The sequence below is a fragment of the Polynucleobacter sp. MWH-Creno-3A4 genome, assembly GCF_018881885.1.
Taxonomy (GTDB): Bacteria; Pseudomonadota; Gammaproteobacteria; order Burkholderiales; family Burkholderiaceae; genus Polynucleobacter.
The window spans coordinates 988,112-1,003,409 of the sequence record NZ_JACXSA010000001.1 but is presented as its reverse complement, the minus strand read 5'-3'; the positions used below and the strand labels follow the sequence as shown (position 1 = coordinate 1,003,409).

The 15,298-nt window shown below is 41.6% G+C and carries 18 protein-coding genes; 2 read left to right on the top strand and 16 right to left on the bottom strand.

Annotated elements, in window-relative coordinates:
* Positions 1 to 3: 3 nt before the first annotated feature.
* From IEN92_RS05130 to IEN92_RS05085, 10 genes are all read right to left on the bottom strand, one after another.
* Positions 4 to 1,134, bottom strand: coding sequence for a class I SAM-dependent methyltransferase (locus IEN92_RS05130; RefSeq protein WP_216161241.1), 1,131 nt, complete (start codon positions 1,132 to 1,134; stop codon positions 4 to 6).
* The gene (locus tag IEN92_RS05125; RefSeq protein ID WP_216161238.1) at positions 1,131 to 2,702 is read right to left on the bottom strand and encodes a phosphotransferase; all 1,572 of its coding nucleotides are present in this window, start codon (positions 2,700 to 2,702) and stop codon (positions 1,131 to 1,133) included. The genes IEN92_RS05130 and IEN92_RS05125 overlap by 4 nt, the downstream gene beginning before the upstream one ends.
* Positions 2,702 to 3,046 carry a hypothetical protein gene (locus tag IEN92_RS05120; protein WP_216161235.1) on the bottom strand — a complete coding sequence of 115 codons (345 nt, stop codon included), beginning with the start codon at positions 3,044 to 3,046 and terminating at the stop codon, positions 2,702 to 2,704. Before IEN92_RS05120 ends, IEN92_RS05125 begins: the two co-directional genes overlap by 1 nt.
* A 25-nt stretch (positions 3,047 to 3,071) precedes the next feature.
* Positions 3,072 to 3,896 carry a hypothetical protein gene (locus tag IEN92_RS05115; RefSeq protein ID WP_216161232.1) on the bottom strand — a complete coding sequence of 275 codons (825 nt, stop codon included), beginning with the start codon at positions 3,894 to 3,896 and terminating at the stop codon, positions 3,072 to 3,074.
* A gap of 1 nt (position 3,897) precedes the next feature.
* Positions 3,898 to 4,998, bottom strand: a complete 1,101-nt coding sequence (locus IEN92_RS05110) for a class II D-tagatose-bisphosphate aldolase non-catalytic subunit (protein ID WP_216161229.1) — start codon at positions 4,996 to 4,998, stop codon at positions 3,898 to 3,900.
* 62 nt (positions 4,999 to 5,060) lie between these two features.
* Positions 5,061 to 5,591: a hypothetical protein gene (locus IEN92_RS05105; protein ID WP_216161226.1), complete on the bottom strand. Its 531-nt coding sequence runs from the start codon at positions 5,589 to 5,591 to the stop codon at positions 5,061 to 5,063.
* Between the two features lie 142 nt (positions 5,592 to 5,733).
* Positions 5,734 to 7,164, bottom strand: coding sequence for an O-antigen ligase family protein (locus tag IEN92_RS05100; RefSeq protein ID WP_216161223.1), 1,431 nt, complete (start codon positions 7,162 to 7,164; stop codon positions 5,734 to 5,736).
* 52 nt (positions 7,165 to 7,216) lie between these two features.
* On the bottom strand, positions 7,217 to 8,185 hold the full coding sequence (locus IEN92_RS05095) for a GDP-L-fucose synthase (RefSeq protein WP_216162204.1): 969 nt from the start codon (positions 8,183 to 8,185) through the stop codon (positions 7,217 to 7,219).
* Positions 8,186 to 8,230: 45 nt separating this feature from the next.
* Positions 8,231 to 9,370 carry a GDP-mannose 4,6-dehydratase gene (gmd, locus tag IEN92_RS05090; protein ID WP_216161220.1) on the bottom strand — a complete coding sequence of 380 codons (1,140 nt, stop codon included), beginning with the start codon at positions 9,368 to 9,370 and terminating at the stop codon, positions 8,231 to 8,233.
* A 34-nt stretch (positions 9,371 to 9,404) separates the two neighbouring features.
* Positions 9,405 to 10,940: a mannose-1-phosphate guanylyltransferase/mannose-6-phosphate isomerase gene (locus tag IEN92_RS05085; RefSeq protein WP_370623868.1), complete on the bottom strand. Its 1,536-nt coding sequence runs from the start codon at positions 10,938 to 10,940 to the stop codon at positions 9,405 to 9,407.
* A 119-nt stretch (positions 10,941 to 11,059) separates the two neighbouring features.
* Between IEN92_RS05085 and IEN92_RS05080 the strand changes: the two genes are divergently transcribed.
* Both IEN92_RS05080 and IEN92_RS05075 read left to right on the top strand, forming a co-directional pair.
* A complete protein-coding gene (locus tag IEN92_RS05080; RefSeq protein WP_216161218.1) occupies positions 11,060 to 11,824 on the top strand; it encodes a DUF5672 family protein in 765 nt (254 codons plus the stop codon).
* A 12-nt stretch (positions 11,825 to 11,836) separates the two neighbouring features.
* The gene (locus IEN92_RS05075; protein ID WP_216161215.1) at positions 11,837 to 11,983 is read left to right on the top strand and encodes a hypothetical protein; all 147 of its coding nucleotides are present in this window, start codon (positions 11,837 to 11,839) and stop codon (positions 11,981 to 11,983) included.
* A 42-nt stretch (positions 11,984 to 12,025) separates the two neighbouring features.
* Here the strand turns inward: IEN92_RS05075 and IEN92_RS05070 are convergent, their stop codons facing one another.
* From IEN92_RS05070 to plsY, 6 genes are all read right to left on the bottom strand, one after another.
* On the bottom strand, positions 12,026 to 12,565 hold the full coding sequence (locus IEN92_RS05070; protein WP_216161214.1) for an HPP family protein: 540 nt from the start codon (positions 12,563 to 12,565) through the stop codon (positions 12,026 to 12,028).
* Between the two features lie 155 nt (positions 12,566 to 12,720).
* Positions 12,721 to 13,029: a high-potential iron-sulfur protein gene (locus tag IEN92_RS05065; protein WP_215375254.1), complete on the bottom strand. Its 309-nt coding sequence runs from the start codon at positions 13,027 to 13,029 to the stop codon at positions 12,721 to 12,723.
* A 192-nt stretch (positions 13,030 to 13,221) separates the two neighbouring features.
* The gene (locus IEN92_RS05060) at positions 13,222 to 13,443 is read right to left on the bottom strand and encodes a hypothetical protein (RefSeq protein ID WP_216161211.1); all 222 of its coding nucleotides are present in this window, start codon (positions 13,441 to 13,443) and stop codon (positions 13,222 to 13,224) included.
* Between the two features lie 10 nt (positions 13,444 to 13,453).
* A complete protein-coding gene (gene folE, locus IEN92_RS05055; protein WP_216161208.1) occupies positions 13,454 to 14,248 on the bottom strand; it encodes a GTP cyclohydrolase I in 795 nt (264 codons plus the stop codon).
* A 33-nt stretch (positions 14,249 to 14,281) separates the two neighbouring features.
* The gene (locus IEN92_RS05050; protein WP_216161206.1) at positions 14,282 to 14,653 is read right to left on the bottom strand and encodes an MAPEG family protein; all 372 of its coding nucleotides are present in this window, start codon (positions 14,651 to 14,653) and stop codon (positions 14,282 to 14,284) included.
* Between the two features lies 1 nt (position 14,654).
* Positions 14,655 to 15,290, bottom strand: a complete 636-nt coding sequence (plsY, locus tag IEN92_RS05045) for a glycerol-3-phosphate 1-O-acyltransferase PlsY (protein ID WP_216161203.1) — start codon at positions 15,288 to 15,290, stop codon at positions 14,655 to 14,657.
* Positions 15,291 to 15,298 lie beyond the last annotated feature (8 nt).

Below are 15,298 nucleotides of genomic sequence, written 5' to 3'. Positions count from 1 at the left end.
TTTCTAAATGAAGACAACTGTTGGATTTATGTTCATCAAGATATCTTTTTTAATTTCATCGTTATAAACGCCAGCCCTTAGAATAACCACCGGGCTGTCCAAATTTTTCAAAACTATTGGAGATTTAACAAGAAGTTTTGTACCATAAAGTCTTCGGCCATGTTTTTTGGAATCATTATCAAGTAAGCATTCTATAGACTCGACATTAAGGCCTCTCTCCATCAAAAATTGAGAAAAAATATGTGCGCCAAATAAAAAATGTTTTTTCTTGGATTTTTTAATTTTTTCATTTAATTCACACACTAAATTTTTTTGATTATTAATATAATTTAAAAATAATTTTTTATTTTTATCGTAGAGGTTATTTGCTAGTTGTATTGGCTTAACTCTTAAATCCCTTACCGTTGAATAAAAAATACTATGATCAGCTTTAAAATATTCCTTTTTAATTATCTTAAAACCATGCTTAGCTAATAAAAAATTAATATACTCCTCGTTCAGCAAAACGGTGTGTTCAAAATTAATACAATTTGTATAGTTTCTTTCCAGCATTGAAACCATATTTGGTAAAGAAAAAATTAATTTTTTTCCATCACTCATAAATCCAGATAACAGCCCCATGAAAATATCAGGATCGTAAATATGCTCAAAAACATGTGAGTGAACAATTGCGTCAAACTCTTTCGTGAACTTGAATTTTTCATCAAAAAAACCTTTAATGAAGTTGGCTTTACAGCCAAAAACTGGCGCTGGGTTTGGCTCTAAAATTGACCACGGGATCTCTCGATAACTAGCATATTCAAGCGAAAGTATGCCATGGGCTCCGCCCAACTCCAATACAGATAATGGTGAAAATTGCGCTAAAAATTTTGCAAATTCGCGATGATGCTCCATCCATAGTGAGCCAACAGCACCCGCATGCTGGGACTGATACAGAACATCAAGTGGAATTAATTTTTTTAACTGCAATACTCCGGTTTCCTTATTTATCTGCCATGTTTGCTCTGCACGAATATCCTGAGCTTCAGAATGATCAACGCACCCCATAAATACCGGGAAATTGAAATCCGTATGAAGGTCTTCCATATTTTTATTTCCAGTAATCACATCATATGTACGTTCAATTAATTTCATTTTGACTCCAGCCCCTTTTTGAGTAAAGATTTACCTAGCGCAAATAGCAATAGACAGTATGGATTATGGTGAAGCGGAGAAATATTTAGAAAGATCAGGGCAGTTAATATCCAAATTTTTCTAGCGTCATAACCTTTATTTTTTAGCCATTTAACATAATATTTTTCACACTCAACTAGCACATGTTTTCTTAAAAAATCATAGTTAATCTCAGAGTTTGTCCAGTGAATGCTATAGAAATTTTTAGCAATCAACTCATGGCTAATAATCAAGCCGTGTAGAAGTTTGGCAAAATCATAATAAATATCGCCTACCGAGATATCCCCACCAAAATCTTGCCGCCAATCTAAAAAGGTAAAGCTCTGACAGGAAGGCGACCATAGAATATTTTCGAAATGAAAATCTCCATGAAATCTCCCAGGCAACCCGTCTGAAATCCAATTCCAATCAACTTCATCGAGCAAGTCCTTTAGCATTGGCATCTCTATGCCATTAATACTTTCCATGCCATCTTTTTTTAAGAAATTCCTGTAGAATAATTCAACACGCTCGTATGTTTTATCTCGGTAAAAGTCCCTGCATAAATTTTTAAAAGATATGTGCTCTTGTTCATTTAGGCTTTTAATTTCCCAAAACTGCTTTGAATAATCTAATAATTTTTCAAACATGGGCAAATTAACTGCATCGGAAAAAACTCTACCTTCCACCTTGTCATAGCGATACATATTTTCGCCACTTCCAGTAATGTTTGGGACAAATCCAGCCAACTCCTTTGCTCGCCTTACTCTATTTGTTATAAATTTTTTATCATCTGAAAATTTGACAGCATGCTCGCCTATAAACCAAATTGCCTCATTCTCTTTTTCTAAAATATTGGGCTCGTCTTGCTCGCGATAATATTCTTTAGCTTTATTTAAGGCATCAGTATTTCCAGTGTCATGCCACGTAAACGATTTAGCTTCAATACCATTAGGTAATAACGCTCGCAAGCCATAAGCTTCACCAGTTTGAATTGCTTTTTTCCCACCTGACTCCATTTCCGACCAAAATGCTTTGTAATCAGCGACTCCTGCCAACCCAATATAGGGTTTGCAACTAGGAAACCTTCCCACCCCTTTTTCACAGATTTCAATAACCTGATCATTTGCAATTTCTAAAGTTCTATAGGGATCAAGATAGTGAACATTGGAATACCCCATCCAATTCTTGTTTGGCGGAGGAATAAATTCATCAACCAAAGTATCGCAAGAAATAAAAACAAAGGGTTCTTGAAGGTGCTTTTTACAGGCAAGCAAACTTAATCCTAAGCCCGAACCCTCCCCCTCGTATAGATCTACTTGCGAGTAATCAAAATGTCGATCGGGATAAGCAAGCCCCAGAAATTCGCGGACAAGATGGCCTTTGTAGCCAAGCGCAATTACAAACTTTGCCTCTGGGGGAAACTGCTCTATTAAATGACAAATTGTGGGGCGATTAGCTATGCCAACTAATGATTTATTCAGATAACGGGTCAGACCGCCCAGTCTGGAACCAGTTCCCGCAGTAGGGATACAGACTTTGTAACTCATTACTGAGCCCGCTGATAATCATCCATCAGTCTGACAACATCGCCCATCTCAGGTGTCGATGCCTCCAAATACACACTGTCCTCAACACCTTCCATCCGGTGAATCAATCCAGGAGCGATGGTAATGGTATCGCCAGCATAGTATAGCTTCTCTATCAACTGATCTTGACTTAGGCCTTGAATAATCTTTAAAACGCCTGAAAGTACATAAATCGTTTCTTTTTTAATATTATGGTATTGCAAACTACAGCGATGGCCAGCCCACATAGTTAATTTCTTGACCATGTATTTATCGTTAATTTCAATAACCTCTTCGCGCCCCCAGGGCTTTTCAATAACCTGCATTTTCAATCCTTAAATTATTTAAATATTAAATTTTATAATCACTGTATTCGGGATGAAACTCAAAAAACTTGTCATAAAAAGATTTAACGTATTGCTGCATAGACCAACGACTATTGAATCCATATTTGTTACGCAGCCATTCTTTTCCTTCAGAAACATATAACCGAAGATTTTCTTGATAGTCTTCCGTATTAATGAGATCAGCCTGATTAATTAAATATGACTCGTTTTCACCAGCCCACACTGTAGAGGTAATGGCAGCGGCCCAATCATTTGCATAGGCCTTGGCAATTAATTCGGATTCACTCAAATACCCTCTGAAATTTTCACCATCAAATAAAAAATTCATAAAATCTGGTTTATTGATATTACAAATAGATTCTATGAATTCTCTGCGCAATAAAAAGGAGTTGTTATGAATAAACCAAAAATATTTAGTTTGCTCTTTCTCCAAGAGCAACTTCTCACCCCAATGCTCACAACAAGGCGACAAAATTCCTATCTTAGGATGCTCATCCATGATTTTCATCAAGGGAGCTACAGTCGGCAATTGCAGAAGCTCAGTATCATTAGTAAGCAAGAAGAATGCGTCATAGTTTTTAAACTTATCTTCTTTCCAGAGCTGGCTTAAGCCGAAATTCATACCTCGCCCATAACGTAGCCCATGTTGAATAGCCCCATCCCAGTTGGCGTGCCATGAACTGTTTTTGCTTAATTTGGATAAATCAGAGCCCGCCTCAACGATATAAATATCATTAGAATCACCATCGAAATTTTTAAGGTGATCGTATAAACGCTCCGTTACCTCTGGAAGGTTTCTATTAAGGATAATTGTCGCAACGCGTGCCAATTTAAACTCCTGCCATTCTAAAATTTTTCATATATCGGAAAATACTTTTCTTAACTTCATTTTTTAAAAACAAATCAAGATCAATCTGTTTTTTAGCCAGATCTTTTCTTGCCTTTGCCTTAAGTTCATCACATGCCGGCTTAGAAAATACATAGTGTCCAGAAATAATCGAACGATCTCGATCGCTCGCCGTAGATTGATCTAGCATCCACTTTTCCCACTTCTTAGAATCGTAAGAAATCTTTAAAAAATCATCCGCCAAATCTTGCAGGTTATTATTTTCCAAAATATCAAGCAAGGCCAATGTCTCAGCCACTCCAAATTCAGGGGCGACATTGGCCGCATGAATTCCCAGTCTAGGGTGCCATTGCAACGCTTCATCTGATAAGTAATCGGTGTTGTGCTCCTTCATCATAATTCCATAGCGATTGCAAATTTCAATCATTTTTGGAACCTGAATCTCAGCAGGTAACTCATTTGTCACCCTCAGGGGCGTATCAAATGAGCCCACATTTCGCGTCTCCATCACTCTAGTTCCCGTCTGTATCACGACAAATGAAGGCTGGGGAATGTTATTTTTTCTGCAAAACTTGAGTAACTCATTAAGAGTGTAATCAAGCTCTTCTTGAGTGTTAGTGCTACCACTTTGCTCTTCGGTGCCCACCTCAAAAATCACTTCGCGGCCTAAGCGCTGAGCATGGGTCCAGCAATAGTCATATAAATCAAATACTCGATCTAAAATTTCATCAACATTTGGAGAGCTATGAATATCAACGCTAGGGTCAATATGAAGCACCTGAAAGCCCGCCTCTAAATCTCGTAAATAAGATAATTTAGCCGAGTCCATCGCCCTACGTAGACTTAAACTATCACCAACCTCTTTAGTGCTCTGCCATGGACCACCATGGTCTCTAGCCAATAAGATCTTTCCCTTTTGGTCGTTATCAATAACGTACTTCGCAAACTCTTGAGTAGTCCAGTTATTGACATAACCGCCCCCAAACTCTTCAGAGTCAATTTGACGACGACTAGCAATCAGCAATAGCGGCGCTTCATGTTCATTAGCAAGCTCTATTGCTGCGTCTACACAATTTCGACTCATTGGGCCCACGCCCAATAAAGTACATCGCTTTTTGTTTAAAAAAGTATTAAGTCTTTTATGCATCACACTGTCCACTCCCCAGAAAGCTTAATTTGAGAATCCGGTAAGGCTTTGGGATTAAACGGAGTGAAAAATTTCTCCATAATGTGTAAGCAGGCTTCTGCAACCGCTCTATCACCGCCGGATCTTTCAGTTACAAAATCAGCATGCTTCTTGGCAAGCTTATCTCCATTAAATGGAGAAATGGCATAACCGACTTCACGCATAACATAGTGATCAAATATTCCATCACCCATATAAATCACATCTTCAAGAGCATAGCGCTCTTTAATCCAATCAACCCTACGAATAGTGCTAACGAGCTCCAAAGGAAACTTCATATCATCAACAATTCTCTTGTGAGAAATTGAAAAACCTTTTTTATCTCCCGTAACAAATCGAATTTCAAGATTATTTTTTAACAAAGAGAGGCCATCATTGTCATCCGGGCCAAATATTTTCATAACCTTGCCCTTAGAGGTATAAAAAAAATGGCCGGTAGTCATTACCCCATCGACGTCGAGGATAAAATACTTGGGTTTTTTATTGATCATTTGCTTCGCTGTTCTTATCTTTAGGGAGCCATTATCCTTTATAGGAATGATAATTATTATAAGACTCTAGCTACCCTAAAGACTTCCTTAATTCAAATCTAATATCTAGTAAAGCCCTTTGAAGCCAGTATTTACTCTTTGTCTATTTTTCATTATTAAGGCCTTGATTAGCCTTTACTTGATCCCCACCCATCAAGGTTAAACCACATGAGAGGGAAATCCAAAAAATAAGGCAAGAAAAAGAGGTTGTAGCAGCTACCTCAGTAGTTATCCATAGCATAAGATTGGCAATTAAAGCCCAGAATACCGTTGACCTCCAGGGCTCCACAATTCCGTCAGCTTGCCTGATGCTTAAAAGTAAGGCGCCGAATATACAAAAAAAACCTGGCACCCCTACGCCTAGAATTAAATCAAGCCAGCCACTATGACTATGTGAAAGTTTAGGGCTAGCTTCTGGCCATCTAGATTTAACCATTCTTTTGAAAGAATCCTCCACTAAACCATAGCCCATAGGATTATTAGCCGCTAATTGCAGACCAACCTTAAACCATGCAGCTCTATCATAGTTAGTAATAGAAACTACTTCTCCATATTCATTATTGGGATATCCATGTTCACCTGCATATTTCCAGTGCGGATATTGCTCCAACTGAAAGGCTACTTTAGTATCCGCGATCAAGGTTCGCCAGGAATCATTTTTCTGAATATGCAGATATAAGAAGTTTAGCGATATAAATACAGCCAATATAAATAAGAAAGTTTTATGCCAAAATTTAAGCAAGGATGCGTTTCGCAGCAATAAAGCGAAAAAAAGTGCAATAAGTAGGGTGGCATAAATAATTCCATTTTTTGTATTTTGAACATAAAAAAGGAAAAGGGTAGAAAAAACCAAAATTAAATATAGAAGAATTTCTGAGCTCTGCTTAAAGTGTATGCGTAACTTTTTCGTTAATGACCTATGAATTTGCCCCAGGGAGATTGCAAGGACAGGCAAACAAAAAGCAATATAATCTGTCTTAGGAATATAGTAAGCAGATTGGTCATTAAAATTAATTTGCATATAGGCTAGCGGATGCAGGTCCCAATATGACGCGTATGTTGTAAAACAATATTTGAGCAAATAAATAAGTACCGGTAAACTCATACCCATATAAATGACGGGCCAAAAAAAAGTTCTTTGTTGACTACCGAGGCCTGCCAATGATAATCCCAAACCAAACGCTAGAATAGCCCCCAAACCAGCGTACTTCCATATACGCCTTAATTCCATTAGCTGTGCAGGGTAATCATGAGTCAAGAACAAAAGGTGAAAAAGGGCCCAAAAAAAGAACCCAAGCATAAGCCAAAGTGGGATTGCCCTTTTTTGAAAAAAATATGCACGGCATTGGTAAATAGGGTAGAGAGCAAGCAAAGCTCCAGTGATCAACAAAATTCTGCGCAGGTATAGCAATTCATAAAGCATCCATACCGCATAAAGCATCGCAAAAATAACGCACTGCATCCACACCAGTGCGTTAGGAATTTTTGGGTTTTTCGCTAAAGTATTAGCACTACTATTTAGGCGCGGGATCATAATTGATTTCTTATAAATAATGCCCATCGTAATATTGAGGAAACAATATGATCTAGGGAGAAATAAATTCTGTATAGGACATCTTCAAACCTTTCTCCAAATTAACTCTTGGAGACCAACCTAGTTTATTCAAACGCTCAGAGCTCATCCACTTTCTAGGGGCGCCATCTGGTTTCGTAGAGTCAAAAACAATATTGCCTGCATAGCCTGTCGCTTTGGCAACTGCATGCGCTAATTCATTAATGGTGATATCACTACCATAGCCCACATTAATGTGGCCTTGCATAGCTTGAGTTTGAGTATCGTAAGTCGCTTTATCGAGCTGCATCACAAACACTGAAGCGGCAGCCATGTCATCCACAAACAAGAACTCACGTCTTGGAGTCCCAGTACCCCAAATCACCACCTCAGGCGCATTAGCAACTTTAGCCTCATGAAATCTTCGAATGAGTGCCGGAATGACATGACTATTTTCAGGATGGTAGTTGTCACCTGGGCCATACAAATTCGTAGGCATCACTGAGCGATAGTCGACACCATGTGATTGACCATACTGACGGTTATAACTTTCACACATCTTGATGCCGGCAATCTTGGCAACAGCATATGGCTCATTGGTTGGCTCGAGCTTCCCTGTGAGGAGTGCGTCTTCGCTCATTGGTTGGGGGGCTAGCTTTGGATAAATACAGCTTGATCCCAAGAACAACAGTTTTTTGACGCCGTTCAGAAAAGCTTGGTGAATGACGTTATTTTGAACCATCAAGTTATCGTAAATAAACTCAGCTGGGTAAGTGTTATTCGCATGAATACCCCCCACCCTTGCAGCAGCCAAATAGACTTGGTCAGGTTTTTCTTGCTCAAAAAAAGTTTTAACTGCCGCCTGATCTGTCAAATCCATCTCAGCGTGAGTGCGGGCAACAATATTGGTGTAGCCCTGTGCCTTCAGATTACGCACGATAGCTGAACCCACCATACCGCGATGTCCTGCAACATAAATCTTTTGGCTGAAATCTTGCTTCAGATCTTTACTCACGTTTTTGATTTTTCTTTATCTTCTTTTTTCTTTTTAATTCTCTTTACCAACTGCCACTGAGAATCCATGCTTACTCAAGAGTGCATGCTGCTTAGCTTGGTCTAAGTCATTCGCCACCATCTCGACGATCATTTGATCGAGTGTAATTTCTGGAACCCAGCCTAATTTCTCTTTGGCTTTTGTAGGATCACCCAAGAGGGTTTCTACTTCAGTAGGTCGGTAGTAGCGCGGGTCAATCTGTACAACCACATCACCCACTTTCAGCGCCGGAGCTTTGTCACCTTCGATGCTAGCAACAATCGCTTTTTCATTTTCGGCGCTGCCTTCAAATTTCAGAGTGATGCCTAGTTGCTTGGCGCTACGGATAATAAATTCACGAACAGTGAATTGCACACCAGTCGCAATCACAAAGTCTTCCGGCTTATCTTGTTGAAGCATAAGCCATTGCATGCGGACATAGTCCTTGGCATGACCCCAGTCACGCAAGGCATCAATATTGCCCATGTATAAGCATTTCTCAAGGCCCTGAGCAATATTGGCAAGGCCACGTGTCACTTTGCGAGTTACGAAAGTCTCACCACGACGCTTAGATTCATGGTTAAACAAAATACCGTTGCACGCATAGATGCCATAAGCCTCACGGTAGTTCACGGTAATCCAGTATGCGTACATCTTTGCTACTGCATAAGGACTTCTTGGGTAGAAGGGAGTAGTTTCTTTTTGCGGGATCTCTTGCACTAAACCATAAAGCTCAGATGTGGAAGCTTGATAAAAACGGGTTTTCTTTTCCAAACCCAAAATACGAATAGCTTCCAACATACGCAATGGGCCAATCGCATCAACATCAGCCGTGTACTCAGGAGACTCAAAAGAAACCGCCACGTGTGACTGCGCACCCAAGTTATAAATCTCATCAGGCTGACACTCTTGAATAATGCGCACTAAATTGCTTGTATCAGTTAAGTCACCATAGTGCAAAACCAAATCCGGATGATTGATATGCGGATCTTGGTAGATGTGATCAATGCGCTCAGTGTTAAAGGATGAGGCGCGACGCTTAATGCCGTGAACAACGTATCCCTTTTCTAAAAGAAATTCGGCCAGGTAAGAGCCATCCTGGCCGGTGATACCAGTGATAAGCGCAACTTTTTGCTTGGTCATTTTTTGGGTCATTTCATATACTCTTTGTGATATTTAAACTGATTTTTTAATTTCTGCCGTAGGTATCTTCAAAACGCACAATATCGTCTTCACCAAGATAGCTTCCTGATTGCACTTCGATAATTTCTAAAGGCGTTTTCCCTGGATTGGCTAGGCGATGGGTCTGACCTTGTGGAATGTAGGTGCTTTGGTTTTCCGTCAGGATGAGTACTTTGTCGCCATTGGTAATCTCAGCAGTACCCTTAACAACAATCCAATGTTCTGCGCGGTGATGATGCATTTGCAAGGAGAGGCTAGCGCCTGGATTTACCTGAATACGTTTTACTTTAAAACGCTCACCCTCATCGACGCTGTCATACCAACCCCATGGACGAGATACTTTGCGATGTAAATTCTTTTCCTCACGCTTTTGCGCTTCGAGTTGACCGACAATGTTTTTGACGTCTTGGCTATTTTTTCTATCGGCCACTAACACTGCATCAGCAGTTTCTACGATGATAAGATTCTCCACTCCCACGGCACTCACTAGTCTACTACTTGCATGAATCAATGAGTTCTTAGAGTTAGTCAATAAGGTATCGCCACTCGTGACATTGCCCTGCTGGTCTTGCTTGCCTACTTGCCATACTGCATCCCAAGCACCCAAGTCATTCCAGCCGGCATCAAGCTCAACCATCTTGATAGGGAACTTAGCGTTGCGTGGGCATTTCTCAATGACGGCATAGTCAATCGACTCACTCGGAATGGTCTTGAATATTTCTTTATCAGGGCGGATAAAAGTCGCATCGCCAGAATAATCTTCAGCCTTGCCTACCCACGCAGTTTCTGTAGCCCCAAAAATATCAGGACGAAATTCTTTTAAAGCGGCTAACCAAACGCTGGCCTTAAGCACAAACATACCACCATTCCAGTAGTAACCACCATCTTGTAAGTACTGTTTAGCAGTTGCTTCATTCGGCTTTTCTACGAAGCGCTCTACAACAAAAGCATCATCTTGCTGATGCTTAGTTTCTTGATTTGCTTCATGCTTTGTCTTGATGTAGCCGTACCCAGTTTCTGGTGCAGTTGGGGTAATACCTAAAATGGCAATTGCGCCCGTTTGAGCAATCTCGATACTTTTAGCCAATGCTTTTGTAAATGCAGCAGAATTGGTAACCGTTTGATCTGCCGGCGTTACAACCAAAATAGGATCTTTTGCAGAGTGATCGCCAGATCGTTGCGCCTGATCTTGAGCATACAAAGCAGCCAAGGTTAATGCTGGGGCAGTATTTCTGCCAGAAGGCTCTAGCAATAGTGTTGCCTGCAAATCTTTGAGTTCACGCAGTTGATCGAGGGCCAGAAAGCGATGCTCCTCATTGGTGACAATTAAGGTTTTTCCAAGAGTAATGTTTTGGGTTGCCACTGAGCGGACCCGCTCAATGGCCTGCTGAAAAAGACTCTGCTTCGATTCGTCGGCAGAAAGTACTAGGAACTGCTTTGGAAAGCCCGCCCGAGATAAAGGCCAAAGCCGAGTGCCAGAACCGCCACACAAAATCACGGGGATTACCTGGGTGTTTTGGGTGGTTAGCGTAATATCACTCACAGATTAAGTATTTTGACAAAATAAGCCCTATTGTAAGGCCCAAGCGGACTAATTTCCCCCTCATCTACCCTGTTAAGCTAGCCCATCAGTCGAATATTGATAGAGAAGCCCACCCAGACATGTCTCCAACCCCTCTCCAGCGCTATGTGACCGTTGTGCCCGTTTATAAGAGCAGGCCCAGCCAAGCAGAGCTGCTTTCCTTACTCCAATTGCGGGTCTTAGAGGTTCAGAACGTCACCCTAGTTTGTCCAGAGGGCTTAGATATTGGGTATTACCTTGAATTGTGGGCAGAGCTGCAAGTACAGCGCTTCTCGCCAGAGCATTTTGCCAGCGTACAAAGCTATAACAATTTAGTCCTTCAAACTGCTTTTTATCAACCCTTTGCGAATCACTATGAGTATTTGCTCATATACCAACTGGATGCTTTCTTACTCAGCAATCAAATACTCCAGTTTTGCGATCAAGGTTTCGACTACTACGGTGCGCCGTGGAAGAGTGGTTTTCCAGAATACCGCTTTGCTTTTAATCATTGGCCCATCAAAATCAATGCAAAACGTTTCCATGTTGGCAATGGCGGCCTCTCACTGCGTAAGATTGCAAGCAGCCTTGATTTGCTCCAACGCAAAGCAAATCACATTAGCAAAACCTTTTTCATGGAAGATGCCTTTTTTGGCTATTGGGGTGCAATCGATCCCCACTTTCATGCATGTTCAACCCTGACTGCAGCTAAATTTTCACTAGAGATGGATCCCCAGTATTGGATAGAGAAAACAGGGCGGCTACCCATGGGCTTTCATGGTTTTGAAGTTTGGCATCAAGATTTTTATAATCCACTACTTCAAGAAAGCTATACCAAGCTTTTTGAAACGTACCCACAACACTGATAGGAGCCAAAAATGACAAGTAACAATGTGCCAAAAATTAACGTACGCAACTCTGTAAATGAATGTGCCCAGTCTCTCAAAAAAGAAAATGCCGGCAAGTATCATAACTACGGCATTAAAGACTGTATTGCCTCGATTGCAGCTTCAAAAATAAAATAAAAGTACAGCTTCTGGATGGCAAGGCGCAATAGATCTTAATAATTACTGAGGTCTATTGGGGTACGCTTTGCCAGTCAAATTACTGTAGATAGCACCTGCAATAATTAACATAGCTGAATCGACCATCACTGGAAAAAAAGCATAGCGGTAGTGAGTCACATGCCCCAAGACCGCAATTAATGCAACTGCAGCAGCTGGCGGGTGCAGGCAACGCAAGATAAACATTCCCAAAATCGCCAAGCTAGCAGCAATAGGCATTGCCAATAGCGGTTCGGGAACCACGATCACGATTGAAATTCCAATCAATGCTGACACCGTATTTCCAGCAATGACTGCCCAAGGCTGAGCCATCGGACTTCCTGGCAGCGCAAATACTAGCAATGCACTTGCCCCAAGAGAAGCCATCAGCCATTCATCAATGCCCGCAAACTCACCCAATAGCTTGGCAACCGTCATCACCAACATGAGACCCACTAAAGCGCCAGCAGAAGAACGCAACCGCTCTGCCCAACTTACAAAAGGCTGATCTCCGCCAAAATAAAAGGCATAACGCTGGATCAGGTATTGAATCGTATTCCTCATTTGATCGATTTCTAGACTTGTATTAAATGGCTGTTCTGATGAATCATAATAGTCCACAGCGAATCACTATCACTGTTATGAAGCGCTTAATAAAAAAGACTGCCGCAGCAGTCTTTTTTATTGCCTGAAGTGTTGAAGCCTCAGTGTTTTTTAACTTAAGCCTTCTTAGCGTAAGCTGAGCACCAGCCCTTAGCGGCAACTTGCTTGCCAGCAAACAATGCGCAACCGCCAGCAGCAGCGTCAGCTTTGCCTTGGAACAATGCACAGTTTGAACACTGTTGACCAGCCGCATATTTAGGAAACTTTGCTTTATCTACTTTTGAAGCATCTGCTTTGTAACCCAATGCAGCAGCTTGTGGATCAGTTTCAGCAACCATTGCTTGAGCTTGAACTTTACCGTTCAAAGCCAAGGTGCAAGCACCAGCAGCGGACAAAATCATAAATTGGCGACGACTATTTTTCATGGATTCTCCAAAAAATAAAACAGTGAATGACGTGCAACTGGTATGCACCTATAAAGCTAAAGCGATCATAGTGGAGAAGAATTTGACTTGCTAGTGATAGCGTAAGTATCTGATTTATATAGCTTTATAGTTGAGAATTGTTCTCAAGCAAATAATCTCAATCTCTTTACGCAAAATCTCCGGCCAGATAGCTTATTGCCAACCCTTGAGCTTCATACAGTCAATGCGATTTTTGAGATAAACACCATCGGGAGTCTCTGGATAGGATTGCGCACAATCTTTAAGGTCTGCCTTGTTATTGGCTGGAGTATTTTTAGTGGCATCTGGATGTGTCGTCGGAAAGCCGCCACAAGCGATAAGACCTAAAGCAAGCGCCAAAGAAAATACTGAAGCAAGATATTTACCAATGCTCATTGGTATTTGATTAACGCTTTTCCAATAAAGATAAAAACTCACGGCGCAAATTGGAGTCTTTTAAGAATGCACCTCTCATCACACTGTTCACCATTTTTGAGTCGCGGTCTTTGACACCGCGCCACTGCATGCAGAAGTGATCTGCATCCATCACAATGGCTACACCAATCGGCTTGATTTTTTTCTCCAGCATGTCCGCTAATTCAACCACGGCTTCTTCCTGAATCTGTGGTCTGCACATTACCCACTCGGTCAACCTAGAGTACTTTGATAAACCAATCAGGGCTGAGGCCTTGCTTGGTAGCACGCCAATCCAGATCCGGCCCATGATGGGGCATAGATGATGAGAACAAGCGCTACGAACGGTAATTGGGCCAATGATCATCAGCTCATTTAAACGGCTTACATTGGGAAACTTGGTTAGGGTAGGCTGCTCCACATAGCGGCCATTAAATACTTCTTGCACATACATCTTGGCAACACGACGGCTAGTATTTCTGGTGTTGTGATCACTTTGCGTATCAATCACCAAGCTTTCTAAGACAGCCTCCATCTTCTGGGCCACCTCCTCCATCAAGCCCTCTAACTCACCGGGTTGAATAAATTGCGAGATATTGTCATTCGCATGAAAGCGGGCTTTTTGCGCCTGGATGCGCCGACGAATCACTACAGACAGAGGTAAGCCACCATCCTCTTTTTTTATTGGAGCTTTCTTAACAGGAGCGTTTTTTACGGCGACTTGCTTAGCTGCTGCCTTTTTCGCAGGAGTCTTCTTGCTGGCTACTTTTTTTGTCGGCGTCGTCATGAGTTTATCTTTGTATGGAATTGATTTTGAAATTTACATCTGGCAGAAGATCGCTACTACGCAAGCAAGCCCAGCCAACCAAACAATCGATCGGGTAGTTGGCCAATTGGCAATATAACAAACTAAATACGCAATGCGGGCTGCCACAAAGCTCAGGGCCAATACATCTATTCTGGCTTGTGGTGCATGGTTGATGCCAGCAATGATTACGGCAGCAAAAAAGAGTGGGAGTGATTCAAAGAGATTGGCTTGGGCAGCATTGGCTCTCGCTCTAAAGCCCGTTTGTTTAGCGAGCCACTGCCTTGGCATGCTGTTGTCATAGTTATCAAAACCTTTTTTGGCAATTCCCGCAGCCACATAAGGAAATAATCCCATGAAGAGGACACAAGCGTAGGCGATAGTCATATTAGGCTTTCAGATCTTTTTTAGTACCGATGCGACTCTCGGTGCCATTCATTAAATTACGAATATTGCTGCGATGTCGCCAAATGAGTAATAGACAAACTACCAATAGGGCAATGCCCATGGGCTGAAAGCCAAACAAAAATACAAAGTAGATGGGGCCAAAGATGGCAGCAGCCAATGCAGCTAAAGAGGAGTAACGCATAAAGACGGCAACAATGATCCAAGTGCCAAGGGTGGCGAGTCCCAAAATAACATTGACGCCAAACAGAATGCCGCAAGCAGTTGCCACACCCTTGCCGCCCTTAAAGCCATGAAAGATCGGAAAGAGGTGACCTAAGAATACTGCAAGCACGACACCACATAAAATCCAAGAGCTCAGTGTGGAAGTTAAAGACTGATCACCTAAAAGTACTCTCGCTAGCATCACTGCAAAATAGCCTTTGAGAGCATCGCCTATCAAAGTGAGCACTGCAGCCAATTTATTACCAGTGCGCAATACATTGGTTGCGCCTGGATTACCAGAGCCATATGTGTGAGGATCAGGTAAACGCATGCATTTACTCACCACCACCGCAAATGAGATTGAGCCGATCAAATAGGCAATCGGGATGAGCAAGATATCGAGATCAAAAGTCATGGTGCTAT

What these genes read in the sequence shown, in the direction of transcription:
- IEN92_RS05130 (WP_216161241.1), bottom strand. Translation starts at nt 1,134, where the DNA reads ATGAAATTAATTGAACGTACATATGATGTGATTACTGGAAATAAAAAT.
- IEN92_RS05125 (WP_216161238.1), bottom strand. Translation starts at nt 2,702, where the DNA reads ATGAGTTACAAAGTCTGTATCCCTACTGCGGGAACTGGTTCCAGACTG.
- IEN92_RS05120 (WP_216161235.1), bottom strand. Translation starts at nt 3,046, where the DNA reads ATGCAGGTTATTGAAAAGCCCTGGGGGCGCGAAGAGGTTATTGAAATT.
- IEN92_RS05110 (WP_216161229.1), bottom strand. Translation starts at nt 4,998, where the DNA reads ATGAGTCGAAATTGTGTAGACGCAGCAATAGAGCTTGCTAATGAACAT.
- IEN92_RS05105 (WP_216161226.1), bottom strand. Translation starts at nt 5,591, where the DNA reads ATGATCAATAAAAAACCCAAGTATTTTATCCTCGACGTCGATGGGGTA.
- IEN92_RS05100 (WP_216161223.1), bottom strand. Translation starts at nt 7,164, where the DNA reads ATGATCCCGCGCCTAAATAGTAGTGCTAATACTTTAGCGAAAAACCCA.
- gmd (WP_216161220.1), bottom strand. Translation starts at nt 9,370, where the DNA reads ATGACCCAAAAAATGACCAAGCAAAAAGTTGCGCTTATCACTGGTATC.
- IEN92_RS05080 (WP_216161218.1), top strand. Translation starts at nt 11,060, where the DNA reads ATGTCTCCAACCCCTCTCCAGCGCTATGTGACCGTTGTGCCCGTTTAT.
- IEN92_RS05075 (WP_216161215.1), top strand. Translation starts at nt 11,837, where the DNA reads ATGACAAGTAACAATGTGCCAAAAATTAACGTACGCAACTCTGTAAAT.
- IEN92_RS05070 (WP_216161214.1), bottom strand. Translation starts at nt 12,565, where the DNA reads ATGAGGAATACGATTCAATACCTGATCCAGCGTTATGCCTTTTATTTT.
- IEN92_RS05065 (WP_215375254.1), bottom strand. Translation starts at nt 13,029, where the DNA reads ATGAAAAATAGTCGTCGCCAATTTATGATTTTGTCCGCTGCTGGTGCT.
- IEN92_RS05060 (WP_216161211.1), bottom strand. Translation starts at nt 13,443, where the DNA reads ATGAGCATTGGTAAATATCTTGCTTCAGTATTTTCTTTGGCGCTTGCT.
- folE (WP_216161208.1), bottom strand. Translation starts at nt 14,248, where the DNA reads ATGACGACGCCGACAAAAAAAGTAGCCAGCAAGAAGACTCCTGCGAAA.
- IEN92_RS05050 (WP_216161206.1), bottom strand. Translation starts at nt 14,653, where the DNA reads ATGACTATCGCCTACGCTTGTGTCCTCTTCATGGGATTATTTCCTTAT.
- plsY (WP_216161203.1), bottom strand. Translation starts at nt 15,290, where the DNA reads ATGACTTTTGATCTCGATATCTTGCTCATCCCGATTGCCTATTTGATC.